The sequence below is a fragment of the Cognatiluteimonas weifangensis genome, from assembly GCF_003416885.1.
In the GTDB taxonomy this organism is placed as follows: domain Bacteria; phylum Pseudomonadota; class Gammaproteobacteria; order Xanthomonadales; family Xanthomonadaceae; genus Cognatiluteimonas; species Cognatiluteimonas weifangensis.
Map to the genome: position 1 here is coordinate 182,119 of NZ_QVPD01000003.1, position 24,726 is coordinate 206,844.

Annotated in this window: 17 protein-coding genes and 1 pseudogene; 8 read left to right on the plus strand and 10 right to left on the minus strand. The window is 72.1% G+C overall.

What is annotated here, in order from left to right; genetic code table 11:
• Positions 1-49: 49 nt before the first annotated feature.
• The 3 genes from D0Y53_RS04175 to D0Y53_RS04185 all read right to left on the minus strand — a co-directional run bounded on the left by D0Y53_RS04175 (position 50) and on the right by D0Y53_RS04185 (position 4,840).
• The gene (locus tag D0Y53_RS04175) at positions 50-3,100 is read right to left on the minus strand and encodes a TonB-dependent receptor (protein ID WP_117201944.1); all 3,051 of its coding nucleotides are present in this window, start codon (positions 3,098-3,100) and stop codon (positions 50-52) included.
• 92 nt (positions 3,101-3,192) lie between these two features.
• Positions 3,193-4,278, minus strand: a complete 1,086-nt coding sequence (locus D0Y53_RS04180) for a FecR family protein (RefSeq protein ID WP_117201945.1) — start codon at positions 4,276-4,278, stop codon at positions 3,193-3,195.
• Positions 4,256-4,840 (minus strand): RNA polymerase sigma factor, encoded by a 585-nt coding sequence (locus tag D0Y53_RS04185; protein WP_117202067.1) that lies wholly within the window; start codon positions 4,838-4,840, stop codon positions 4,256-4,258. The genes D0Y53_RS04180 and D0Y53_RS04185 overlap by 23 nt, the downstream gene beginning before the upstream one ends.
• A 364-nt stretch (positions 4,841-5,204) precedes the next feature.
• Between D0Y53_RS04185 and D0Y53_RS13025 the strand changes: the two are divergent.
• Positions 5,205-5,525: pseudogene (locus tag D0Y53_RS13025) on the plus strand (Type 1 glutamine amidotransferase-like domain-containing protein); the annotation flags it as partial.
• 480 nt (positions 5,526-6,005) lie between these two features.
• Positions 6,006-6,950, plus strand: coding sequence for an isoaspartyl peptidase/L-asparaginase family protein (locus D0Y53_RS13030; protein ID WP_233511652.1), 945 nt, complete (start codon positions 6,006-6,008; stop codon positions 6,948-6,950).
• A 198-nt stretch (positions 6,951-7,148) separates the two neighbouring features.
• Here D0Y53_RS13030 and D0Y53_RS04195 read toward each other — a convergent pair whose 3' ends face one another.
• A complete protein-coding gene (locus D0Y53_RS04195; RefSeq protein WP_117201947.1) occupies positions 7,149-8,117 on the minus strand; it encodes a LysR family transcriptional regulator in 969 nt (322 codons plus the stop codon).
• A 111-nt stretch (positions 8,118-8,228) separates the two neighbouring features.
• On the opposite strand from D0Y53_RS04195, the gene aceB reads away from it, so the two are divergent.
• From aceB to D0Y53_RS04215, 4 genes are all read left to right on the plus strand, one after another.
• Complete coding sequence (aceB, locus tag D0Y53_RS04200) at positions 8,229-9,869, plus strand: malate synthase A (protein WP_117202068.1); 1,641 nt, start codon at positions 8,229-8,231, stop codon at positions 9,867-9,869.
• Positions 9,870-9,991: 122 nt separating this feature from the next.
• Positions 9,992-11,299 carry an isocitrate lyase gene (gene aceA, locus D0Y53_RS04205; RefSeq protein WP_117201948.1) on the plus strand — a complete coding sequence of 436 codons (1,308 nt, stop codon included), beginning with the start codon at positions 9,992-9,994 and terminating at the stop codon, positions 11,297-11,299.
• A 686-nt stretch (positions 11,300-11,985) separates the two neighbouring features.
• Complete coding sequence (locus tag D0Y53_RS04210) at positions 11,986-12,966, plus strand: GGDEF domain-containing protein (RefSeq protein WP_233511640.1); 981 nt, start codon at positions 11,986-11,988, stop codon at positions 12,964-12,966.
• Between the two features lie 84 nt (positions 12,967-13,050).
• Positions 13,051-15,555, plus strand: coding sequence for a putative peptide modification system cyclase (locus D0Y53_RS04215; protein WP_425477029.1), 2,505 nt, complete (start codon positions 13,051-13,053; stop codon positions 15,553-15,555).
• Positions 15,556-15,641: 86 nt separating this feature from the next.
• On the opposite strand, the gene D0Y53_RS04220 is transcribed toward D0Y53_RS04215, so the two are convergent.
• Complete coding sequence (locus D0Y53_RS04220; protein ID WP_158550569.1) at positions 15,642-15,929, minus strand: NHLP-related RiPP peptide; 288 nt, start codon at positions 15,927-15,929, stop codon at positions 15,642-15,644.
• A 64-nt stretch (positions 15,930-15,993) separates the two neighbouring features.
• On the opposite strand from D0Y53_RS04220, the gene D0Y53_RS04225 reads away from it, so the two are divergent.
• Positions 15,994-17,232 (plus strand): putative peptide maturation dehydrogenase, encoded by a 1,239-nt coding sequence (locus D0Y53_RS04225; protein WP_117201952.1) that lies wholly within the window; start codon positions 15,994-15,996, stop codon positions 17,230-17,232.
• Positions 17,233-17,266: 34 nt separating this feature from the next.
• On the opposite strand, the gene D0Y53_RS04230 is transcribed toward D0Y53_RS04225, so the two are convergent.
• From D0Y53_RS04230 to ubiK, 3 genes are all read right to left on the minus strand, one after another.
• On the minus strand, positions 17,267-19,024 hold the full coding sequence (locus D0Y53_RS04230) for a potassium/proton antiporter (protein ID WP_117201953.1): 1,758 nt from the start codon (positions 19,022-19,024) through the stop codon (positions 17,267-17,269).
• 140 nt (positions 19,025-19,164) lie between these two features.
• On the minus strand, positions 19,165-20,697 hold the full coding sequence (locus tag D0Y53_RS04235; RefSeq protein WP_117201954.1) for a YifB family Mg chelatase-like AAA ATPase: 1,533 nt from the start codon (positions 20,695-20,697) through the stop codon (positions 19,165-19,167).
• 10 nt (positions 20,698-20,707) lie between these two features.
• Positions 20,708-20,989 (minus strand): ubiquinone biosynthesis accessory factor UbiK, encoded by a 282-nt coding sequence (ubiK, locus tag D0Y53_RS04240; protein ID WP_117202069.1) that lies wholly within the window; start codon positions 20,987-20,989, stop codon positions 20,708-20,710.
• Between the two features lie 254 nt (positions 20,990-21,243).
• On the opposite strand from ubiK, the gene D0Y53_RS04245 reads away from it, so the two are divergent.
• Entirely contained in the window at positions 21,244-21,582 is a 339-nt protein-coding gene (locus D0Y53_RS04245; protein WP_117201955.1) for a P-II family nitrogen regulator, read from the plus strand.
• Positions 21,583-21,666: 84 nt separating this feature from the next.
• Here the strand turns inward: D0Y53_RS04245 and D0Y53_RS04250 are convergent, their stop codons facing one another.
• Together D0Y53_RS04250 and speE are read right to left on the minus strand one after the other, a co-directional pair.
• Positions 21,667-23,568: a GGDEF domain-containing protein gene (locus D0Y53_RS04250; protein ID WP_147319000.1), complete on the minus strand. Its 1,902-nt coding sequence runs from the start codon at positions 23,566-23,568 to the stop codon at positions 21,667-21,669.
• A gap of 192 nt (positions 23,569-23,760) precedes the next feature.
• On the minus strand, positions 23,761-24,606 hold the full coding sequence (gene speE / locus D0Y53_RS04255; protein ID WP_117201957.1) for a polyamine aminopropyltransferase: 846 nt from the start codon (positions 24,604-24,606) through the stop codon (positions 23,761-23,763).
• Positions 24,607-24,726 lie beyond the last annotated feature (120 nt).

The window sequence follows — 24,726 nt, forward strand, 5'->3', positions numbered from 1 at the left end:
CGATGCGCCGGATGCGCGGCGGAACCGCCCGCCGCGCGCCGGCCCCGGCTTACAGCGGTGCGCCGCCGAACTTGTGCGTGTACTGCAGGTACACCGTGCGCCCGACCGCATCGAACCAGCTGATGTCGTAGTAGGGATAGGCGGTGTAGGTCGGATCCTTCGGCGGCATCTTGTCGAACAGGTTGGTGGCCGACAGCGCGAGCTGCGCGCGCTCGGTGAGGCGGAACCGCAGCGAGGCGTTGTAGCGGTAGGTGGCCTCGATCATCGGACCCGGGTCGCCGTCCTCCCACACCTGGTCGTAGGACCAGCCGTTGGGCAGCTTGCCGAGCCGTTGCCCGTGCAGGGTCGCCGACCAGCGGTTGCGCGACCAGGTCACGCTGGCGCTGGACTTGCTGCGCGGGATGTCGAAGCCGCTGTTGACCGCGAACTCGTCCTCCACCGGGTCGCCGGCGAACTGCTGGAACTCGTGCATCCGCACCCAGGAGTGGTTGCCGCTGAAGCGGAACTCGCCGATCGCGGTGACCAGGCTGTAGTGCAGGCCCAGGTCCACGCCGCTGGTACGCTCGCGCGCGACGTTGACCGGATTGACGTGGATCCCGTACAGGCGGCCGTCGCTGGTCCGCGTCACCCGCGCCAGCGCATCCACGCAGGTCGGTGAAGCCGGGTCGAGCGCGCCGAGCCGGCAGCTGGCCTCGTCGCGCAGGATCGCGTCCACGCTCATGTCCTGCACCTGCTCGCGCATGTCGATGTCGAAGTAGTCCAGCGACACGTCGAAGCGCTCGCCGGGCGACCAGACCAGGCCGGCGGTCCAGGAGGTGCTGGTTTCCGGCTGCAGCCGCGGGTTGCCTTCGCGGCTGCGGATCAGGCCTTCCTCGTAGTCCGAGCAGTCGTCGGCGGCATCGCTGAGGCAGCCGAAGTAGTCGATGCCTGAAGTCTCGTCGTTGCCCGGGCCGGAGTACAGGTAGTGCAGGTCCGGGGCGCGGAAGGCGGTGCCCCAGGAGCCGCGCAGCAGCAGACTGGCCAGCGGGCGCCATTCCACGCCGGCGCTGTAGGTGGGCTTGCCGGTGCTGGTCCCCGAATAGCGGTACTGGTCGTAGCGCGCGGCCAGGCTCAGGTTGAGCGTGTCCAGCACCGGCATCCGCAACTCGCTGGCGACCGCCCAGCGGTTGCGGCTGCCGTGGCCGTCGGAGTCCTTCCAGCTGTAGTAGTAGTACTGCGTGGCCAGCGGATCCGGGTTCAGGTCGTAGGCCTGGTGCCCGGCCTCGACCACGGCGGCGAAGCCGGCATCGCCGCCGGGCAGCGCGAACAGCGCGGCGTTGGTCACGGTGAACGACGCCGTCTGCGTGCTCGACTGCGGGTGGTACACGGTGTACGCGGCGATCGCGTCGTACTCGCCGCGGGTCAGCGGCGTGTACAGCCGCTGCGGGTCGGCGTCGAAGATCGGGAACACGTTGCCGTCGTCGTCGGTGTACTCGCCCAGCTGCGGGCCCAGGAACAGCGCATTGGCGCTGGCGGCGACGATCTGCGGCCAGGCGATCCGCGCCTGGTACTGCGAATGGCTGAAGGCCGCCTCGTAGTCCCAGTGCTCGCCGAGCTGGCCCTTCAGGCCGGTGGTCAGGCCGAAGGTGCGCTGGGCGGTGCGGACCATGCCGTTGTCCAGGCCGCCCATTTCCTCCGGCGAGAACTGGCGCTGCCAGTACTCCACCTGGTCGGTGGCCTGGTTGAAGAAGTAGCCGGCCTCGTTGCCGTCGGGCGCCATGTACGACCACGCGCGCACGTCCTTGAACAGCTCCAGCTTGTGGTAGCCCAGTTGCAGGTCGGCGAACCACTCGCTGCCGTTGCCGAGCATGTGACTGAGCGAGGCGTAGGCGTTGACGCCGCGGCGCTGGCTGAGGATGGTGCCGTAGCCGATGGCCTCATCGCTGCCGCAGAAATAGCCGTAGCGCGGGCGGAAGGCGTAATAGGTGGTGCCGTCGTTCTGCCCGGCCAGGCCGTCGCAGGTGGCCTGGCCCGGATCGATGTAGTCGTCCCACCAGTCGGTGCGCAGGTAGGCGCGGCGGGAGACGCGCGCGCGCTCGGTCGGCGCGTCCATGGTGGAATCCTGGATCGCGCGGTCGTAGGCCCACAGCGGCTTCTGCTCGATCAGCTCGGCGCCGAACACGGCGTTGAAGGCGCCGCGGGAGACGCCGCCGGAGATGCTCAGGTCGACGGACTCGCCGCCGCCGCGGCTGGTGTCGCCCAGGCGCAGATCCACCGTGGTGCCGTCGGCCTGCTTCTTGAGCACGAAGTTGACCACGCCGGAAATCGCGTCGGAGCCGTACACCGCCGAGGCGCTGCCGGTGAGCACCTCGATCCGGTCGATCATCCCCAGCGGGATGTTGGAGATGTCGGTGAAGTTGCTGCGGCCCTTGAAAGGCAGCGGAAAGTCGGCGATGCGGCGGCCGTTGACCAGTACCAGGGTGTGGTTGGGGCCGAGGCCGCGAAGGTCGACCTGCTGTGCGCCCGGGGAGAAGTCGGCGCCGCTGCCGGACTGCTGGCTCTGGGTCTCGCCGCTGTTCTGGGTCATCGCGCGCAGCACGTCGGGCACGCTGGTGAAGCCGTTGGCCTGGATCTGCTCGGCGGTGATGACCTCCACCGGGGCCGGGCCCTCGACCTGGGCGCGGCGGATGCGCGAGCCGAGCACCTGCACGCTTGCCAGATCGGTCACCGGCTGGGCGTCCGCGGTTGCCGCGGAGGGGGTGGGGCCGGCGCTGGCCGCAGGCGCGCGCGGCGGCGGTGCGGGCGCCGCGGCGGGCGTCTGGCGGACGACCAGGATCGCCCCGGAGACGTCGCGGCGCGTGGTGAAGCCGCTGCCGCGCAGCAGCCGCTGCAGCGCCTCGTCGGTGCTCAGGGTGCCCTCGACGCCCTGCGTGTGCAGCCCCTTGAGCTGGTCGGCGCGGTAGACCAGCTGAATCCCGGATTGCCGCGCCAGCTCGCCCAGCGCCGAGGCCAGGTCGCCGGCGGGAATCGCGACCCGCGCCGGCGCGGGGGTCTGCGCCTGGGCCGCCAGGGCGGCCGAACAGGCCAGGCTCAACAGCAGGACACGCAAGGTCGACCGCATGGTGTGCTCCCCCCGGCGCTCGGAATGGCGCCCTCGGCTATCAGGACGAACGAGGCCGGCAAATCCCGCCGCGCCCGCGGGTCTGCCCCGCCTCAGCGGCTGTGCAGCACGATCCGCTCGCGCCCGGCCTCCACCCGCACCGGGAAGCCGAGTTCGAGCAGGCGCACGAAGGTGTCGAGGTTGGACCAGCGGAAATGGCCGCCGACCCGCAGCGCCGCCACGGCGTCGTCGCCGAGCACCAGCTTGCGGGTGTTGTAGCGGTTGAACTCGGCGGCGGCGTCGGCCAGCGAGGTGTCGCGGAAGTCGAGGAAGCCGCTGCGCCAGTCCAGTTGGCGCTCGGCCTCGGCCACCGGGCCGGTGCGCACCACGATGCCGGCGCCGCTGGCCACGGCCACGCTGCCGGCCGGCAGCAGGGTGCTGGGTTGTGGGTGTCCGGCGCGATCGGGCCCCGAGTCCAGCCGCACCAGGCCATGGGTCACCACCACGCGCAGTTCGGCGGGGCTGCGCCGCACCGCGAAGGCGGTGCCGACGGCGACCACGTGGCGCCTGCCGGCGGCGATCACGAACGGCCGCTGGCGATCCTTGCGGACCGCGAAAAAGGCTTCTCCGCGCAGCAGTTCGATGTGCCGTTCGCGGCGCGACAACCGCACCTGGATGCGGCTGTCGCTGCTGAGCGTGACCTGGGAGCCGTCGCCGAGCCGCAGCTCGCGCAGCTCGCCCATCGCGGTCCGGTAGTCGGCCTGCTCGAGCGCACCGTAGCGCCAGCCCAGGCCTAGCAGCGCGACCGCCAGCAGCAGCACGGCGGCGGCGCCGGCCAGCAGCGGTGCGCGCCGCGAGCGGTCGCGCGGGCGCGGGGCGAACACCAGCCGCGCCAGGTCGGGCGGCGCGGCGGCAGGTTCGGCGGGGGTCGGACCGCGGACCGCAGTCGCGGGTTCGGCGACGGCCGCGGGCCACTGCCCGCGCGGCGGCGGGGTCGTCGCGGCCAGCCCCGCGCCCAGCGCCGCCAGCCGTCCGCTTTCCTGCCAGGCCGCCTGCAGGCGCAGAAACGCCACCCGGTGCGCGGTCGCCGCCCGCAGCCAGGCGTCGAACTCGGCTTGCGCCGCCACCGGCCAGTCGCCGCTGTCACGGCGGGCCAGCCAGGCCGCGGCGGCCTGTTCAATCCGCGCGCTGCTGGCCATGTCCGTCCGTCGCCTGCGTGGCGTCCGCCGGCGCGGCCCGCGGTGCAATGCCGTCGCCGCCGTAGAAGTACGCGGCGAGCAGACGCATGCCCTTGGCCAGATGTTTCTCCACCGTCTTCTCGCTGATTCCCAGGTGCCGCGCCACGTCCTTTTGCGGGAGCTCCCCGACCCGCCGCAGCCAGACGACTTCCCGGCAGCGGTCCGGCAGCCGGTCGAAGGCCTCGGCCAGGCGCTTGAGGATCTGCCGCCCCCCGCACCAGCGTTCGGGCGAGACCTCGTCTATCAAGACGTTCATCGCTTCCAAATCACCCACCGCCTCGATCGACACCACCCGGCTGCGACGCAGGCGGTCGGTCAGCAGGTGGCGCGCGGTGGCGAACAGGAACGCCTTCGGCTGCGCCGGCACGGCCCGGGCGGCGGCCTCGTAGACGCGGCAATAGACCTCCTGGCGCAGGTCGTGGAGCTCGTCGCGGTGCGGCCAGCAGCGGCGCAGATAGCCGGCCAGGGCCTGCTCGTGGACCAGGATCTCGCGTACGAACCAGTCGTCCAGGGCGGTCGCCATGGCCGCACCATAGCCGATCGGCGCCGGCCGCGAGCGCGCCGCCACGGCGCGACCGCGCGGGGGAAAGCCGGCGGTCGTTCGTCTAGCCTGTACGAGGCCGCGCTGTCCGCGGCGCGCATGGCTGCGGGGGAATCGCATGAAACATGTCGTCGGCAAGCGCCAGTTCCGGGCGCGCTGGTTGCGGGCGCTGCTGGGCGCGTGCCTGTCGTTGCTGTTGGCGCTGCCGGTGGCGGCGGCCTCCGGCGCGAGCGGCTATCGCCACTACCTGCTCGGCGACGCGGATGCGCCGACGCCGGGCCAGGTGCGGCCGGGCCTGCTGCTGATGGGCGGCGGCGACCGCAATTTCGACGCCATGCACTGGTTCATGGAGAAGGCCGGCAACGGCCACATCGTGGTGCTGCGCGCGTCGCAGGGCGGCGAGATCGGCGAGGAATTCTTCAACGAGGTCGGCGGGATCAAGTCGGTCGAAACCTTCGTGTTCAAGGACCGCGAGGCCGCCACCGACCCGAAGATCCTGGCCGCGCTCAAGCGCGCCGACGGCATCTTCCTGGCGGGCGGCGACCAGTCCCGCTACGTCCGCTACTGGCGTGGCACCCCGGTGGGCGCCGCGCTGGATGCGCACGTGAAGGCGGGCAAGCCGCTGGGCGGCACCAGCGCCGGCCTGGCCATGCTCGGCGAATACCTGTACGGGGCGATGGACGGCGGCAGCCAGACCAGCCCGCGCGCGCTGGCCGACCCGCTGGGCGACGGCAACACCATCGAGACGGACTTCCTGCACATCGCGCAGCTCAAGGGCATCGTCACCGACACCCACTTCAGCGAACGCGCCCGGCTGGGCCGCCTGGTCGCCTTCCTCGCCAAGGCCGAGCACATGGCCGGCAAGCCGCTGCTGGGCCTGGGCGTGGACGAGGACGCGGCGGTGGCGGTGGCGGGCGACGGCAGCGCGCGCATCTACGCCACAGCCCCCGGCGCCGGCGCCACCGTGGTGCGCGGCGGCTTTGCGCAGAAGCAGACGGAAGACGCGGCGATGAACCTGGACCGCGTCGACACCGTGGTGGCCGGCGCGGACTCGCTGCTGCGCCTGCCCGAAGGCCGGGTGGAACGGCCGCTGGCGCAGCGCAGTTACGCGGTACGCGATGGCGTGCTGGTGGCGCTGGACACGCCGATGCTGGTGATCCATGGCGGCGCCGGGGTGGAGCCGGGCGACCTGACCGCCGACGAGGAGGCCGAGGTCAAGCGCGCGCTGGAAGCGGCGCTGCGCGCCGGCCACGCCAAGCTGCAGGCGGGCGCCTCGTCGCTGGACGCGGTCACCGCGGCGATCACCGTGCTGGAGGATGCGCCGCAGTTCAACGCCGGCCGCGGCGCGGTGTTCACCCACGACGGCCGCAACGAACTGGACACCTCGATCATGGACGGCGCCAGCGGCAAGGCCGGCGCCGCGGCCGGCCTGCACCGGGTGCGCAACCCGATCACGCTGGCGCGCGCGATCATGGACAAGTCCAACCACGTGATGATGGTCGGCGACGGTGCGGAACTCTTCGCGAAGGAGCAGGGCATCGCGCTGGTCGATCCGTCGTACTTCCGCACCGAGAAGCGCTGGCAGGCGCTGCAGAAGGCGCTGCAGGAAGAACAGGACGCGCAGGCGTCGAATACCCCGCTGGTGCTGCCGGGCAAGGCCTACTTCGGCACCGTCGGCGCGCTGGCGCTGGATGCGCGCGGCCACCTCGCCGCGGGCACCTCCACCGGCGGCATGACCAACAAGCGCTACGGGCGCGTGGGCGATTCGCCGATCATCGGCGCCGGCACCTGGGCCGACGCGCGCTGCGCGGTGTCCGGCACCGGCTGGGGCGAGTTCTACATCCGCACCGCCGCCGCCCACGAGATCTGCGCGCGCGTGCGCCTGGACGGCCAGCCGCTGGCGCGGGCGGCCGACGGCGTGATCAACCGCGACATCCCCAAGGCCGGTGGCGACGGCGGCGCGATCGCGCTGGGCGCGGACGGCAGCGTGGCGTTCCCGTTCAATACCGGCGGCATGTACCGCGGCTGGATCGGTGCCGACGGCGTGCCGCACGTGGCGATCTACCGCGAGGATCCACTGCCGTTGCCTTAGGCAGCGTCGTGATTGCCGGCATCCCCGCGAATGCGTGGGGTGCCGTGCCTTCGTTCCGGCGGCTTGAAGCTGGATGGACAGACGCGCGTCTGTCGAAGCCTGCCCTTCGCGGGGTGACGGCAGCGCCCGGATTGTCCCTGCGCGCGCGCAGCCCGCGTCCGACTCCAATCTGCAGATCGTCCCGTGCGTTTCCCGCGCTCAGCGCGCCGAATGCCCGCTCTGGTCGTGGTCGCGCGGCGCGAACAAATCGGGGCGGATCAGCGCCACGAACGCGCGCGCCTGCGGCGACAGGTACTTGCCCTTGCGCATCACCACGCCGTAGCTGCGCGAGGGGAAATACGCCGACAGCGAGCGCACCGCCAGCCGCGCGCGGTCGGCCTCGGTCAGGCAGATCGCGGTGACGATGCTGATCCCCATCCCCATCGCCACGTACTGCTTGATCACTTCCCAGCCGCCGACCTCCAGCGCCACCGTGTACGGCACCTGGTTGCGCTGGAACACCAGGTCCACCAGGCGGTAGGTGGTCAGCCGCTGCGGCGGCAGGATCAGGCCGTAGGGCGAGAGGTCCTGCAGCCGCAGCTCGGGCTTGTCGGCCAGCGGGTGCCCGGGCGGGGCGATCAGCATCGGCTCGAAGTTGTAGACCGGGGCGTAGTCCAGGTCCGCCGGCACTTCCAGCATCGAGCCGACCGCGAAGTCCACCGCGTCCGAGCGCAGCAGGTCCAGGCCGCCGGCGCCGGTGACGTTGTGCAGGCGCAGGCGCACGTCCGGGTGGCGTTCGCGGAAGGCTTCGACCAGGCCCGGCAGCAGATACAGGATGGTCGAGCTGCCGGCGGCGATGTCGAGCTCGCCGGCGTCGAGTCCGCGCAGCTGCTCATGGAAGCTGGCGCCGAGGCCGTCGATACCCTCCACCAGCGGCCGCGCCAGCGCATACAGCACCTCGCCCTCGCGGGTCGGCAGCAGGCGACGGCCGGTGCGTTCCAGCAGCCGCACCCCGAGTTCGCGCTCCAGCGCCTGCAGCTGCAGGGTCACCGCCGGCTGGCTCAGGTACAGCGCCTCGGCCGCGCGCGACACCGACCCCAGCCGCGCCACCTGGCAGAACGCCCGCAGCGGCTTCAGGCGCGAGGCCTTGTAGGCGAAGCGGGGCGCTGCGGGGCTGCGTTCGGCCATGGGTTCGGCCAATATATAAATTTTGGCAATGATATGTATTGACAACTATTGTTTGTCAAATACCACACCCGGACGGATGGTGCTGCTTCCCGATTTTCGATGGAGCAGGTCATGGCGGCAGTGGCGGTAGCGGTGGACACGGCGGCGGCCGACGGCATGGACGGGGTCGAGGTCCGCGGCCGCAGCCCCGGTCAGGAGGTGCTGCTGACCCCGGCCGCGCTGGCCTTCCTCGCCGACCTGCAGCGCCGCTTCGAGCCCGCCCGCCAGCAGCGGCTGGCGGACCGCCGCCGGCGCCAGGCCGCCTTCGACGCCGGCGCCCTGCCCGACTTCCGCACCGACACCGCGGACATCCGCGCCGCCGACTGGCAGGTGGCGCCGCTGCCTGCGGCGCTGCTGGACCGCCGCGTGGAAATCACCGGGCCGACCGACCCGAAGATGGTGATCAACGCGCTCAATTCCGGCGCCAGCTGCTACATGGCCGACTTCGAGGACTCCACGTCGCCGACCTGGGACAACCTGGTCGCCGGCCAGCGCGCGCTGGCCCAGGCCGTCGCCGGGACCCTGGACTGGATGGCGCCCGACGGTTCCAAACACTACGTGCTTAAGCCCTTCGCGCAGCAGGCGGTGCTGCTGGTGCGCCCGCGCGGCTGGCATCTGGTCGAGAAGCACGTCCTGGTCGACGGCCGGCCGCTGGCCGCCGGCCTGTTCGACCTGGGCCTGTTCGCCTTCCACAACGCCCGCGCGCTGGCGGCCAAGGACCGCGGCCCCTACTTCTACCTGCCCAAGCTGCAGACGATGGAAGAGGCGGCGCTGTGGGACGCGGTGCTGGCGCAGATCGAAGCCGTGCTCGGCCTGGCGCACGGCCAGCTCAAGGTCACCGTGCTGATCGAGACGCTGCCGGCGGCGTTCGAGATGGACGAGATCCTGCACGCGCTGAAGGACCGCATCGTCGGCCTCAACTGCGGGCGCTGGGACTACATCTTCTCCTGCATCAAGACCCTGCGCGCGCACCCGGACAAGGTGCTGCCCGAGCGCGGCCAGGTGACCATGACCCAGCCGTTCCTCAAGGCCTATGCGGAGCTGCTGATCCGCACCTGCCACCGCCGCCGCGCGCACGCGATGGGCGGGATGGCGGCGCAGATCCCGATCGCCGGCGACGCCGCCGCCAACGACGCCGCGCTGCAGCGGGTGCGCGAGGACAAGCTGCGCGAGGTCCGCGTCGGCTTCGACGGCACCTGGGTCGCGCATCCGGCGCTGATCCCGCTGGCGCGCGCGGTGTTCGACGCGGACATGCCCGGCCCGCACCAGCAGCACGTCGCCCGCAGCGACGTCCAGGTCGCGCGCGCGGACCTGCTGCGCACCCCGCACGGCAGCATCACCCGCGCCGGCTTCGACAACAACGTCGAGGTCTGCGTGCGCTACCTGGCCGCCTGGCTCGACGGCAACGGCTGCGTGCCGATCCACTGGCTGATGGAGGACGCCGCCACCGCCGAGATCGCGCGCGCGCAGCTGTGGCAGTGGCTGCACTTCGGCGACCGCGGCGCCGCGCCGCTGCAGCTGGACGACGGCACCCCGATCGACTTCGTGCTGTTCGAGCGCGCGCTGATCGGCCTGCCCGGCAAGCTCGGCGGGCGCGTGCGCGTGCCCGGCGCCGACAAGCTCGACGCTGCGATCGCGCTGCTGGAGCGACTCACCCGCAGCGCCACGCTCGAAGAATTCCTGACCCTGCCCGCCTACGACCTGCTCGATTGACCGCCGCAACGCCGGGTCGCGCGCCGCGGACCGACCCGGCGGCCCTTGCGACCGACGTCGCTCCCACCCCAAGCCCCATCGCCGACCGCCACCCCACCGCCGCCCAGCACAGGACCGCCGCCATGAAGACCACCCTCCCCACCGCCGACCAACTCGCCCTGGACTGGAGCAACAATCCGCGCTGGGCCGGCATCACCCGCCCGTATTCGCCGGCCGACGTGGTGCGCCTGCGAGGCACCGTCGCCATCGAGCATTCGCTGGCCCGGCTCGGCGCCGAGAAGCTGTGGAAATCGCTGCACGCGGAGGACTTCGTCAACGCCCTCGGCGCGCTCACCGGCAACCAGGCGATGCAGCAGGTCAAGGCCGGGCTCAAGGCGATCTACCTGTCGGGCTGGCAGGTGGCCGCCGACGCCAACCTCGCCGGCGAGATGTACCCGGACCAGTCGCTGTACCCGGCCAACTCGGTGCCGCAGGTGGTCAAGCGCATCAACAACACCCTGCTGCGCGCCGACCAGCTGCAGCACGCGGAAAACGGCCGCGACGACGCCGGCATCGACTATCTGCAGCCGATCGTGGCCGACGCCGAAGCCGGCTTCGGCGGCGTGCTCAACGCTTTCGAGCTGATGAAGGCGATGATCGAGGCCGGCGCCGCCGGCGTGCATTTCGAGGACCAGCTGGCCAGCGTCAAGAAGTGCGGGCACATGGGTGGCAAGGTGCTGGTGCCCACCCGCGAGGCGGTGGAGAAACTGGTCGCCGCGCGCCTGGCCGCGGACGTGATGGGGGTGCCGACGCTGATCGTCGCCCGCACCGACGCCGAGGCCGCGGACCTGCTCACTGCCGACATCGATCCCAACGACCGCCCGTTCTGCACCGGCGAGCGCACCGTCGAGGGCTTCTACAAGACCCGCAAGGGCCTGGAGCAGGCGATCAGCCGCGGCCTGGCCTACGCGCCCTACGCCGACCTGGTGTGGTGCGAGACCGGCAAGCCGGACCTGGTATTCGCGCGCAAGTTCGCCGAGGCGATCCACGCCAAGTATCCGGGCAAGCTGCTGGCCTACAACTGCTCGCCCAGCTTCAACTGGAAGCAGAACCTGGACGACGCCACGATCGCGGGCTTCCAGCAGCAGCTCGGCGCGATGGGCTACAAGTTCCAGTTCATCACCCTGGCCGGCTTCCACGCGCTCAACTACGGCATGTTCCACCTCGCCCACGGCTACGCGCGCCGGCAGATGAGCGCCTTCGTCGAGCTGCAGGAGGCCGAGTTCGCCGCCGCCGAGCAGGGCTTCACCGCGGTCAAGCACCAGCGCGAGGTCGGCACCGGCTACTTCGACGCGGTCACCCAGACCATCCAGGGGGCGCAGTCCTCGACCGTGGCGCTGAAGGGCTCGACCGAGGAAGAGCAGTTCCACGGCCAGCGCGCCGCCGCCTGAGCCGCGCCGCTCCCGGTGCGTGCGTCTCGCGCACGGCATCCGCAAGTGGCGCCCCTCATCCGCCTTCGGCACCTTCTCCCCGCAAGCGGGGAGAAGGGACAATCGCGCGCAGTGCGGCAGGGTGAGGGTGCGTGCGTCTCGCGCACGGCATCCGCAAGCGGCACCCCTCATCCGCCTTCGGCACCTTCTCCCCGCAGGCGGGGAGAAGGGACAACCGCGCGGCACGGGCCGAGTCCCCCCTCGCTCCGCAAGGCGGGGACGCGCGCAGCACGGGTGAGGGGGCGTGCGTCTCGCGCACGGCATCCGCAAGCGGCACCCCTCATCCGCCTTCGGCACCTTCTCCCCGCAAGCGGGGAGAAGGGACAATCGCGCGCAGTGCGTCAGGGTGAGGGTGAGTGCGTCTCATGCACGGCATCCGTGAGGGGCGCCCCTCATCCGCCTTCGGCACCTTCTCCCCGCAAGCGGGGAGAAGGGACAGTCGCGCGCGGCACCGGCCAGGCCCACCCTCGCCCCGCGGGCGGGGAGAAGGGACAGCCGCGCGCCGCGCGGCAGGGGGAGGGGTGCGTGCCGGAGCGTGGCGGTAGGCGGCCGCGCCGGTGTTATTCTCGTATTCACCACACGACAGGGGTCGCGGGATGAACGCAGACGCCGCGGACCCGGCCTCGCCCCGCCCGCCGGAGACCGGGATGGAACCGTCCGCCGCCACGCTGACCGCGGAAGAGTACGCGCTGTTCGAGAAGATCGGCCGCCCGCGGCTGGTGGCGCCGGGCGAGGCGCTGTTCCGCCGCGGCGACCTGGGCACCACCATGTACGTGATCGTGCAGGGCGAGATCGACCTGGACTTCGGCGACGACCTGGTGCCCCGGCGCCTGGGCCGGCACGAGTTCTTCGGCGAGCTCGGCCTGCTGATCGGCGACCACGCCCGCAGCGCCGACGCGGTCGCCGCCAGCGGCGCGGTGCTGCTGGAGCTGCGCCAGCGCGAGTTCGAGCCGCTGGCCGAGCGCGACCCGCTGCTGCTGGCGCGCTTCCTGCGCCGCGCGATCCAGCGCGTGGTGCTCAACGAGCAGAGCCTGATCGGCCGCCTGCGCCGCCGCAATGCCGACCTGCAATCGGCGCTCGACACCCTGCGCGCCACCACCCACCGCCTCACCCAGACCGAGGCGTTGACCCGCACCGACGAGCTCACCGGGCTCAACAACCGCCGCGGCTTCCAGCTGCAGCTGGAGCAGCGCCGCCGCAACGATGCCCTCGGCGGGCGCGGCCTGCTGCTGATCGACTGCGACCGCTTCAAGGACATCAACGACGAGCACGGCCACCAGGTCGGCGACCGCGTGCTGCAGGGCGTGGCCAACATCCTGCGTTCGGCCGCGGGCGTCGACGACATCGCCTGCCGCCTGGGCGGCGACGAGTTCTGCCTGCTGGTCGGTGCCGAGCGCCAGAGCGACGTGCTGCGTATCGCCCAGTTCGTGGTCGATACCGCGCAGGCGTTGTTCAAGCTGCAGTCCGCGCCGCCGCAGATCACCACGCTCAGCATCGGCGCCTGCCCGGTGGTGCCGGGGCGGCCGTGGGAGGAGTGGTACGCCGGTGCCGACGCCGCGCTGTACCGCGCCAAGCGCCTGGGCGGCAACCGCGTCGAGTGGCAGGACGACGCGCTCGCGCCGGTCTAGCCCGCGATGTCCGCCGTCGACGCCAGCCCCAACCCCGCCGATCCCGCACCCGGCACCGGGTCCGCGCCGCTGGCCACGCCGCAGGTGCGCACCCTGCTGCTGACCGACCTGTGCGATTCCACCACCCTGGTCGAGCGCCTCGGCGACACCGCCGCTGCGGAATTGTTCCGCGCCCACGACCGCCTGGTGCTGGCGCTGCAGCAGCGCTGGCACGGGCGCCTGATCGACCGCTCCGACGGCCTGCTGCTGCTGTTCGAGCGCCCCATCGATGGTCTCGGCTTCGCCCTGGACTACGCCCGCGGCCTGCGCGAGCTGGGCGAGCGCAACCAGCTGCGCCGGCACGGCATGACGCTGCAGGCGCGCGCCGGCCTGCACGTGGGCGAGGTGCTGACCTGGCGCAACAGCGAGGCCGCGGTCAGCGTCGGCGCCAAGCCGCTGGAGGTCGAAGGCCTGGCCAAGCCGATGGCCGGGCGGTTGATGACGCTGGCGCGGCCCGGACAGATCCTGCTCTCGGCCACCGCCGAACCGATGGCGCGCCGCGCCACCGGCGAACTCGAAGCCCGCGGCGAGCACCTGGTGTGGAAGCACTGGGGCCGCTGGCGCTTCAAGGGCGTGCCGCAGGCGCAGGAGATCTACGAAGTCGGCGAGCCCGGCCTCGCCCCGCTGCGCGCGCCGCGGCAGAACCGCGCCAAGGCCTGGCGCGACATCCCGCTGTGGCGGCGGCCGGCGGCGCTGGCGGCGGAACTGCTGCTGGTGGCGGGCCTGGTCGGCGGCGGCTGGTTCCTGACCCGGCCGCAGCCGGCGCTCGCCTTCGGCGAACGCGACTGGGTGGTGGTCGCCGACCTGCGCAATCTCACCGGCGACAAGCTGCTGGACGATTCGCTGGAGCAGGCGTTCCGCCTCAGCCTGGAGCAGTCGCGCTACGTCAACGTGCTCAGCGACCTCAAGGTGCGCGAGACCCTGGGCAACATGCAGCGCAAGCCGGACGCGCCGGTGGACCGCGCCATCGGCTCGGAAATCGCCCTGCGCGACGGCGCCCGCGCGCTGCTGCTGCCGACCGTGGCCGAAGTCGGCGGCCGCCTGCGGGTCAGCGCGGAAGTCATCGACCCGCGCACCCAAACCACGGTGTACGCGGTTTCCGCCGACGGCCGCGGTATCGGATCGGCGCTGGCCTCGATCGACGAGGTCACCGACCAGCTGCGCGCCAAACTCGGCGAGGCACTGGAGAACGTGCAGAAGACCTCGGTGGCGCTACCCAATGTCGCCACGCCCAGCCTGGATGCGCTGAAGGCGTTCGCGGTGGCGCGCAACGTGGTGAACACCACGCGCGACCGGGCAACGGCAGTGGGCCTGTACCAGCGCGCCCTGCAACTGGATCCGCAGTTCGCGCTGGCGCACGCGGACCTGGCTGATTTGTATGCTGGTTTGGACGAGGTCGCGTTGGCCGCGGAGGAACGTAGCAAGGCCTTGGCGCTTCCGCAGCGGCTGTCGCCGCAGGAGCGCGCGCGCATCGAGTTGTTGCAACAGCAGAACAGTGGGCCTGGACCTTATTTCCGCAAGGCGCAGGAATATCTGACGCTGTATCCGGACGACTACCGGGTTATCGGCCGGCTGGGCACCAACCAGTGGCACCAGCTCAACGATTTCCGTTTGGCGGAAGCGACGTTCCGACGAGCGATGAAACCGCAGTATGAAGGCATTGAAGCGGTGCGCTACAGCCTGGGCATGATGCTGCTGGGCCAGGAGCGCTATGACGAAGCGCTTGCACAGTTCAGACGTGCGCGTGAGACAGGCAACACCGGCCCCGGCGAAATGTATGCCCGAGCCTATGACGCGCGCGGCCAGCATGCACAGGCGGACAAGGTCTATCTGGCCAGTACGAGCGGGCGCGACGGCTGGCAGGGCGAGGCGGCGGTGGTCACCGGGATCGACCGCGGCCAATGGACGCGCGCAGCCCAAGCTGCACAAGCCTGGTTGCAGCAGGCCGCCGGCGCCGGCGATGTACTCGAAAGCCTGCGCGCGCGCGCCGCAATTGCCAGCCTGGCGGTGTTGGCGGGGGAGACCAGTGCCAAGCGCCGCGTGCAGGAGTTGCTGGCGGCCGTGGATGCGAAAGCAGTGGCTGTGGATGCGCTCTACCCGCCGATTGCGACGGAGGTACGGCTATACGCTGGCCTGTTGGCGGCGCACATGGGCGATGCGACGGGTGTAGCCGACGCCCTGCGCCGCACTCAGGACAGCCTGGCGATTCGCGATTATCCGACCGTGGCACAACTGCAACAGGTGCTGCTGGCTGAACAGGAGCAATTGGCCGGCAAGCCACAGGCGGCGGTGGCGAGGCTGCGGCCGCTGGTGGCGCAGGCCACGGCCCTGGTGGCGACGCACTGGGCACTGATGCGCGCCGAACAGGCGGCCGGCAATGCCGCGGGTGCGCAGGTTCAGGCAAAGTGGCTGGCGACGCATCGTGGTCGTGTCTTCGTCGAAATGACCACCGCCGAGGTGCTGCGCTTCTTCAACGCCGCGGTATCCGCCGAAGCCATGCAGCAAAGCGCAAAAGTGCAAGTCGCGCTGGGAACAAACGGAAGCCGATAAGGCGTAAGCGCCTTCCCACAGCGATTCCGTTAGAAGCCCGGCTCGGCGGCTCTACCGCCAAGCCGGGCTACCCCGGATGCTTCATCTCAGAATCCTTCTTGGGACTCCAGGGGGCACAGATAACCCTGGATACCCACCATGGCGTCTTCCAGCTTGTTGCGTTGTGCCTTGATCTGCTCCGGCGACGCCAACTTCGCACCCGAGGCGAGCGTCATGCAGGCCCACGGATCGGTGTAGCCCAGGGAACGCAGGGCTTTCTCCGGCGACTCCTGGAACAACGCGCGGAACTCCTCGTTGCCTTCAAGGTTGTCCAACAGCTTTCTGACCAGCCGAGGATGCAGGCCGGCCGGCGGGATCTTGTCTTCCTGTGCCATCTGGTGTCCCCCCTTGGTGGATGGAAGCCGGACAATAGCACCGCATCGGGACACGGGGAGCGGCATGCAGATCAGGCGCTGCGCGGTGGCGTGGCTAGAGCCGCGCGAGGTGGCGAACTTCCAGCTGGACGACCTGTTGTCGGGCGGCACCGGCGTGGTCGGCCGGCTGTGCTGGTTCGCGCACGCCCCGCACCTGCCGGCGCCGGTGGAGGTTGATGCGGCACACGTGCCGTTGCTCGGCGCGCTCGGCGCGGTGGACTGGATCGAACGCGAGGGCTTCGACGCGCGCTTCGGCGCGGAGGCGGTGGATGCGCTGCTCGCGGCCGGCCTGCTGCTGGCTCGTCCGCAGGACGACGCGGGCGCGCCGGCCGACGCCGATTTCCGCGCCCAGGGCTGGCACGCACCGGCAGCGGTCGCGCACATGGCCGCGCGCTGGGAAGGCATCGACGGGCCGAAGGGCATGGCCGAACAGGACCTCGACACCAACGCCGGCCTGCTGCGCCAGCACGGCGCGCCGCCGCCGCCTGCGCGGCCGCCGGCGGACCCGACGGCCGACGTGGCCTTGCCGCGAATCGAGCGCGACGACTTCGACGCGCTGCTCGACACCCGCGCCACCTGCCGCAATTACGACACCGCCGCCAGCGTGCCGCTGGCGACGCTTTCGCAGCTGCTGGCGCGGGTGTTCGGCGCGCGCGGCATCGGCCATCCCGCGCCGGGCTTCGACGTGTTCAAGCGCACCAGCCCGTCCGGCGGCGCGCTGCATCCCACCGAATGCTGGCTGCTGCTGCAGCGCGTGGAGGGCATCGCCCCCGGCCTGTACCGCTATCGCGTCGACCGCCACGCGCTGGAGCCGGTGGTGCCGCGGATCATGCCGCCGCAACCCGGCGACCGCGGCACCCGGGCGCTGGGTGATGCCGCGCCGCGGCCGTGGAATGCAGACGAACTGCGCGCCTTCGCCCGGATCATGGTCGCCGGGCAGGACTTCTTTGCCGACGCGCCGGTGCTGTGCGTGCTGGTGCCGCGCTTCCACCGCAATTTCTGGAAGTACCGCAACCACGCCAAGGCTTATCGCGTCTGCGTGCTCGACGTCGGCCATCTGTCGCAGACGCTGCAGCTGTGCGCGACGCAGGCCGGTCTGGGACCGTTTGTCACCGGCGCGATCAACGAGATCGACATCGAGCGCGCGTTCGGCTTCACCGGCTACGCGGAAAGCCCGCTGGTGGTGTGCGGTTTCGGCCAGCGCGCGCAGGCGCTGGTGACCTCGGAGTTCGACCCCGACCGCAGGGTCTGGCCGCGCGATTGACGGGTTTGCGCGGCCGACACCCGTCTCGCCGCGCTCAACCGCTGATCCAGCGCTCGCCGACGCCGGTGAACTTCAGCCCGATCCTGGCGACGCGGTCGTCGCGGACTTCGCGCACCACCAGCACCGCGCGACCGATCGCCAGCCGGTCGCCGACCTGCGGCTGCGCGTCGAAACGCTCGTCGAACAGCTGCGCCGCGGTGGCGCGGGCGATGCGCGCGGGCAGCGGCAGGCCGTAGAAGTCCGCCAGTTCGCCCAGCGGCACGTCGCCGGGCAGGATGAAGCTGCCGAAGGTGTCCTGCTCGGCCTCGCGCGCGTCGCGGCCGTCGGCGAACAGCCAGTCCAGCCGCGGCACCTGGCCGCCGGGGGCGACGAAGTAGGCGTAGTCGTGCGCGGCGAAGGCGCCGCATTCGTCCGGCAGCAGCACCTGGCCGCCGCGCACCACCATCGCCAGCCGCACCCGCCCGGGCAGTTGCGCGCCGCGCAGCACCGCGCTGCCGGGGGCGATGCGGTAGCCGATCATGTCGTATTCCAGCTGACCCGGCAGGTCGAGCTGGATGCGGCGGGTGTTGGGGTCCGCGCGCGGCACCGCGACGCCCAGCCAGTGCGCGACCCGCGCCAGCGACCAGCCCTGCACCAGCAGCGAGGTCAGCACCACCACGAAGGCGACGTTGAAATACAGCCAGGCGTTGGGCAGTCCGGCCAGCAGCGGGATCGAGGCCAGAAAGATGCCGACCGCCCCGCGCAGCCCGGTCCAGGAAATGAAGGCGACCTCGGCCGGTCGGTAACGGAACGGCAGCAGGCACAGCACTACCGCGAGCGGCCGCGCCACCAGCATCAGGAACGCGGCCACGCCCAGCGCCGGCCACAGGATCGGCAGCAGCGCGTGCGGCGCCGACAGCAGGCCCAGCAGCAGGAACATGGTCAGTTGCGCGAACCAGGTCATCGCGTCCTGCAGCGACAGCACCTGGTTGCGCGCGCGCAGCGGACGGTTGGCGACCACGATCCCGGCCAGGTACACCGCCAGGTAGCCGCTGCCGCCGATCAGCCCGGTGCTGGCGAACAGCGCGAGCGCGCCGGCCAGGGTCAGCCACGGGTGCAGGCCCGCGGGCAGGTCGAGGCGGTTGAGGACGGCGACGATCGCGCGGCCGCCGCCGTAGCCCATCGCCACGCCGGCCACCGCGCCCCAGAGGATGTGCAGCGCGATGCCGCCGATGCCGCCCTGCATGTCGCCGCTCAGCCAGGTGGTCAGGGCGATGGTCAGGAACACCGCGACCGGGTCGTTGCTGCCGGACTCGACCTCCAGGGTCGCGCCGGTGCGGCGCTCCAGGTGCAAGCCGCCGGCGCGCAGCAGGAAGAACACCGCGGCCGCGTCGGTGGAGGAGACGATCGCGCCCAGCAGCAGCGCCTGCAGCGGCGACAGGGCGAGCAGCCAGTGGGCGGCGAGCGCGGTCAGGGCGGCGGTCAGCACCACCCCGGCGCTGGCCAGCACCAGCGCCGGCGCCACGCTGCCGCGCACCTGCGCCGCGCGCGTGCGCAGGCCGCCGTCGAACAGGATCACCGCCAGCGACAGCGAGCCGATCAGGTAGGTGAAGCGGGTGTCGGAATAGCGGATGCCGCCGGGGCCGTCGACCCCCAGCGCCACGCCCAGCAGCAGGAACACCAGCAGCAACGGCGTGCCGAAGCGCCGCGCCAGCAGCGACGACGCGATCCCCGCCAGGATCAGCAGCGCGAACCCCAGCAGGCGCAGGTCGATGGCGTGCAGGCTCTCCAGGCGCGGGCTCCGGCGGGGGATCGCGCCAGTCTAGCGCGCGCCCGGCGGCGGTCCGATGACGGTGTTGCGCAAACCGCAGCACGACGGCCTGCGAGAACACTGCGAGGAACGCTGCAGGACGCCGTGAAGCGCGAGCATGCGTCCAGTGTTCGTCTGGCGACTTACGTCGCTGCTGCGGGCCCCGGTTGGCGGTCGATGCGGCGATACCCCAGCGCCTCGGCCAGATGCGCGCTGGCGATCTCGGCGCTGCCGGCGAGGTCGGCGATGGTGCGGGCCACGCGCAGGATCCGGTGCATGGAGCGCGCCGACAGCTGCAGGCGGTCGATGGCGCGTTCCAGCAGCGCCTGGTCGGCCGCGGCCAGGCGGCAGACGGCCATGGTCTCGGCCTGGGTGAGCTGCGCGTTGGGCTTGCCGGCGCGCGCCTGCTGCAGCGCACGCGCGGCTTCCACGCGCGCACGCACCGCGGCGCTGGCTTCGCCGTCGGGGGCGTCGGGGCGCAGTTGCGCCGGCGGCAGCCGCGGCACCTCGATATGCAGGTCGATGCGGTCCAGCAGCGGCCCGGAAATCCGCGCGCGGTAGCGGGCGATGACATCGGGGCTGCAACGGCAGCGCGCCGACGGATCGCCGGCCCAGCCGCAAGGGCAGGGGTTCATCGCCGCCACCAGCTGGAAGCGCGCCGGGAACTCGCTGTGCCGCGCGGCGCGCGAAATGGTGACCACGCCCGACTCCAGCGGCTCGCGCAGCACTTCCAGCGCGCGCCGGTCCCATTCGGGCAGCTCGTCCAGGAACAGCACGCCGTTGTGCGCCAGCGAGATCTCGCCCGGCCGCGGCTCGGCGCCGCCGCCGGCCAGCGCCACCGCGCTGGCGGTGTGGTGCGGGCTGCGATACGGGCGCTCGCGCCAGCGCGCCGGGTCCAGGCCGCGACCGCCGCCCGCGGCGCCGCTCACCGAGGCGATCGCGGCGCTTTCCAGCGCTTCGGCCTCGCTGGCGTCCGGCAGCAATCCGGGCAGGCGCGAGGCCAGCAGGGTCTTGCCGCAGCCCGGCGGCCCGATCAGCAGCAGGTGGTGGTTGCCGGCCGCGGCGACTTCCAGCGCGCGCCGCGCCTGCGCCTGGCCGCGCACGTCGGCCAGGTCGGCGCCGCGGCTGCGCACGCTCGGCGGCGCGACCGCCGGCGGCAGGGTCTTGCGGCCTTCGAGCGCGGCGCAGACTTCCAGCAGCGTGCGCGCGGTGCTGGCATCGATGTCGCGCACCAGCGCGGCTTCGGCGCCGTTGCCGGCGGGCACGATCAGCCGGTGCCCGGCCGCGGCCGCGGCCAGCGCCGCCGGCAGCACGCCGTCGATCGCGCGCAGCTCGCCGGTGAGGCCGAGCTCGCCGAGGAATTCGATGTCGCGCAACGCTTCCAGCGGCACCTGGTCGCTGGCGGCGAGGATGCCCAGCGCGATCGGCAGGTCGAAGCGGCCGCCGCCCTTGGGCAGGTCCGCCGGCGCCAGGTTGACGGTGATGCGTCGCGGCGGGAACTCGAACTGCGCGCACTGGATCGCCGCGCGTACCCGGTCCTTGGCTTCGCGCACCGCCGCTTCCGGCAGGCCGACGATCGACATCGACGGCAGCCCGCCGGCCAGGTGCACCTCGACCCGGACCGCGGGCGCGCGCACGCCGGCGCGTGCACGGCTGTGCACCAGCGCAAGGCCCATGGCGGCGGACTCAGCGCGGGTCCGGGGTCGACGCCGGCGTCGCCGCGGCGCGGGCGTCGGCTTCCAGCTGCGCGACCGTGTGCTGCAGCGCGTCCAGCTGCTCGCGGGTGCGCAGCAGAACCGCGCGCTGCACCTCGAACTCCTCGCGCGTGACCAGGTCGAGCTTGCCCAGCCCGGCCTGCAGCACCGCCTTGAAGTTCTGCTGCAGTTCCTCGCGGCCCTCGCGCATGGCCGGCGGCACCAGGCTGCTGAGGCGGCGGGCGAGTTCGTCGATGTGGGCGAGATCGATCATGCGGGTATGGGCGAACAGGGGCGTGGTGCGGGCGGTGCGGGCGTTCATGGCGGCGGGTTCTCCGTTGGCGCGGCCAGCATGGCCGGACCCGCGGAGCGGCACCGTCGGCGGCGACCGCGGCGGCGTGTCGGAAAACTCCGCAGCCGCGACGCGGGCGCCGGCCGGCACTACAGCACGCGCGCCGCGATCGGCGCAACCGGCGCAACCGGCGCAACCGGCGTTATCCTGACGCCTGCCGACCGGGAGACCGCGTGATGAAGATGGTCATGGCGATCATCAAGCCGTTCAAGCTCGACGACGTGCGCGAGGCGCTGGCCGATGCCGGCGTCGCCGGCATCACCGCCACCGAGGTCAAGGGCTTCGGCCGGCAGAAAGGCCACACCGAGCTCTATCGCGGCGCCGAGTACGTGGTCGACTTCCTGCCCAAGATCAAGCTCGAGGTCGCGGTGGTCGACGAGCAGGCCGAGGTCGTGGTCGAGGCGATCATGCGCGCGGCCGGCACCGGCAAGATCGGCGACGGCAAGATCTTCGTCTGGGACCTGGACAAGGTGGTGCGGATCCGCACCGGCGAGCTCGACGGCGACGCGCTGTAGCGCACGCGCCGTCGCCGCGAAACGCGGTGCGCCGCTGCCTGCGGTTGTGGCCCGTCGACGCGAGCGACAACGCCTGCGGCCGGCTCAGGCCGGCACGGCGTCGGCTTCCACCCGGTCGCGGCCCTGGCCCTTGGCGCGGTACAGCGCGGCGTCGGCGCGCGCGACCAGGTCGCGCAGGTCGGCGTCGGCGGGCTGCAGCTCGGCCAGGCCGATGCTGGCGGTGACCGTCAGCCCGGCAGCGATGTCGGTCAGGTCGATCGCGGCGATCGCCGCGCGCAGGCGCTCGGCGATCGGCTGCGCCTGCGCCCGCCGGGTGTTGGGCAGCAGCACCAGGAACTCCTCGCCACCGGTGCGGCCGAGCAGGTCGAAGTGGCGCAGCGCGTCGCGGCAGGCGCGGGTGATCCGCGCCAGCACCTGGTCGCCGCTGAGGTGGCCGTGGCGATCGTTGACCTGCTTGAAGTGGTCCACGTCCAGCACCAGCACGCACAGCGGCTGCTGCAGCGCGCGCGCGCGCGCGAGCGCGGCCGCGCCGAGCTGTTCGATGCTGCGCCGGTTGGCGACCCCGGTCAGCGGGTCGGTCGAGGCCATCTCGTGCAGGCGCTGCATGCGCACCAGCTGGCGCATGATCAGCGCGCCCAGCAGCAGCAGCAGCGCACCGCCCAGGCCCATCGCGGCCCACTGCCAGCGGCGCGCCTGCAGCAGCGCCTGCAGCTGGCGCTCGCGCAGCGCCGTCTCGCTGGCCAGGCGTTTGTTCTCCAGGTCGCGCCGGTCGCTGTCGAACTGGTAGCGCAGCAGTTGCCCCTGCTGGCTGCGCTCGGCGGCGGCCAGGCGCTCGTGGGTGTCGATGTAGCGTTCCAGGTCGGCGAGCGCGGCGTCGGCGCGGCCCAGCGCCTGCAGGCTGCGCGCACGCGCGCGGTACAGCATCGCCAGGTAGCGCGGGTTGTCGCCGTGCTGCAACGCGGCCGCCGCGCGCTGATAGTCGGCCAGCGCCTGCGCGTGCTCGCCCAGGCCGGCGTGCGCCTGGCCGCGGCGCAGGGCGATCATGCCCTGGTTGGAGCGGTCGCCGAGCGTGTCGAATCCGGCTTGCGCGGCGTCCAGCAACTGCAGTGCGCGCCGATGCTCGCCGCGCAGGATCCGCGGCCACGCCATCGCCAGATGGGCGCTGGCGATGTCATAGCGGCTGGCGTGCTTGCGCCCCAGCGCCAGCACCCGGCCGTAGAGGTTCAGCGCATCGTCGGTGCGGTTCTGGTCCTCGGCCAGGTAGCCTTGCTGCAGCAGGCTGCCGATCAGCAGGTTCCAGTCGCCGCGCTGGCTGGCGAAGGCTTCGCTCTGGCGCAGGTAGTCCAGCGCCTGGTCCTGTTCGCCCATGCGCCGGTAGGTGATGGCCAGGTCCAGCAGCATCGACTCCGCGTCGGTGCGGAAGCCGGCGCTGGCGTACAGGCGCTGCGCCGCCAGCAGGTCGAGCACCGCGCGCGCCTGTTCGCCCAGCAGCGAGTGCATGCCGCCGCGCGAGGCCAGGCCGTCGGCGAGCAGGCGCCGGTCCTCCGCGCGCCGCGCCGCGGCCATGCCGGCTTCGTAGTCGGCCATCACCTGCGCGGGGCTGCCGCGCTGCTCGCGCACTGCGGCGCGGCAGTAGTGGAATCGCGCCAGCGCCGCGGCGTCGTCCGCGGCGGCGGCGCGCGCCAGGCCGTCCTCGGCCGCGGCCAGCTGCGCGTGCAGATTGCCGTCGTAGCCCCAGCCGCAACGCAGCGCAAGATAGTGCAGTTCGCGGGCGGCGTCGCCGCGCGGCAGCAGCTGCGCCAGGCGGTCCAGTCGTTGTTGTACCTGCGCCGGCGACAGGGTGGCGATCTCGCCGTCTTCCAGCCGCTGCAGCAGGGCGTCGAACGCGGTGCTCGCGGAAGCGGGGGTCGGCGATGCCACGGCGGCGCCCTGCCCTGCGCACAGCGCGAATGCGACCAGCCATGTTCCCAACAGCAGACGACGCAAGCGATCCCCTTGACCGGCGGACCCCCCCGGCGCCGGTCGGGCGATTGTTCTGCATGCGGCGGCGGTTGTCTGCCATGGGGCGACGAATTGTGACGCAAGGCACACAATCGCCGCCCGGCGGTTGCCGCGCCCGGGCGCGGCGGCGGGGGTGTGGGCTGCCGGCCGAGCGTGCCGCGGCCCGCGGCGGCCGCGTCAGCCCAGCGCGGCGGCCACGAACGGCGGCAGCGTCAGCGCGCCGCGATGGATCTCGGCGCTGTAGTAGCGGGTGGCGAAACGCTTGCCGCGGGCGTCGTCCTCGCGGAAGTCGAAGCCGCCGGCCTTGCGCGCCAGGGTGCAGCTCCACCAGCCGGTCGGATAGCACGGCTGCGGGAACGGCAGCGTCGCGAATGCGGCGAACCCGGCCTTGCCCATTTCCGCGCGCATCTTGCGGATCAGGTCGAGCAGCGCCAGCGGCGACTCGGACTGCTGCACCAGGATGCCGTCCGCGCGCAGCGCGCGGAAGCAGCTGGCGTAGAAGGCCTGGTTGAACAGGCCTTCGGCCGGGCCGACCGGATCGGTGGAGTCGACGATCACGATGTCGACGCTGCCGGGTGCGCAGCCGGCCATGTAGGCGATGCCGTCGTCGAACAGCAGCTGCGCGCGCGGATCGGCGTTGGATTCGCACAGCTCCGGGAACCACTTCTCGGCCATGCGCGTGACTTGCTCGTCGATGTCGCATTGCACGACCTGCTGCACGCCCGGGTGTCGCAGCACCTCGCGCAGGGTGCCGCAGTCGCCGCCGCCGATGATCACCACGCGCCTGGGATCGGGATGGGTGAACAGCGCCGGGTGCGCCATCATCTCGTGGTACAGGAAGTTGTCGCGGCCGGTGAGCATCACCGCGCCGTCGATCAGCATCAGGTTGCCCCAGTCGGTGGTTTCGAAGATCTCGATCTTCTGGAACGGCGACAGCACCTCGTCGAGCTTGGCGGCGATGCGGAAGCCGATGGCCGAGCCGGTGAACTCGCAGTTCTCGTGTTTCCAGGCGGTTTCGGGCATGGCGTGGTCTCGGCGCGCGCGGGCCGCCGATTGTAGCCGACCGCGCCGGAGCCGCCGCCGGCACGCTGCGTCGCCGCGCGGCGTCGGCCCGGATTGCCGCCGCCGCCGGAGCGAACCGCT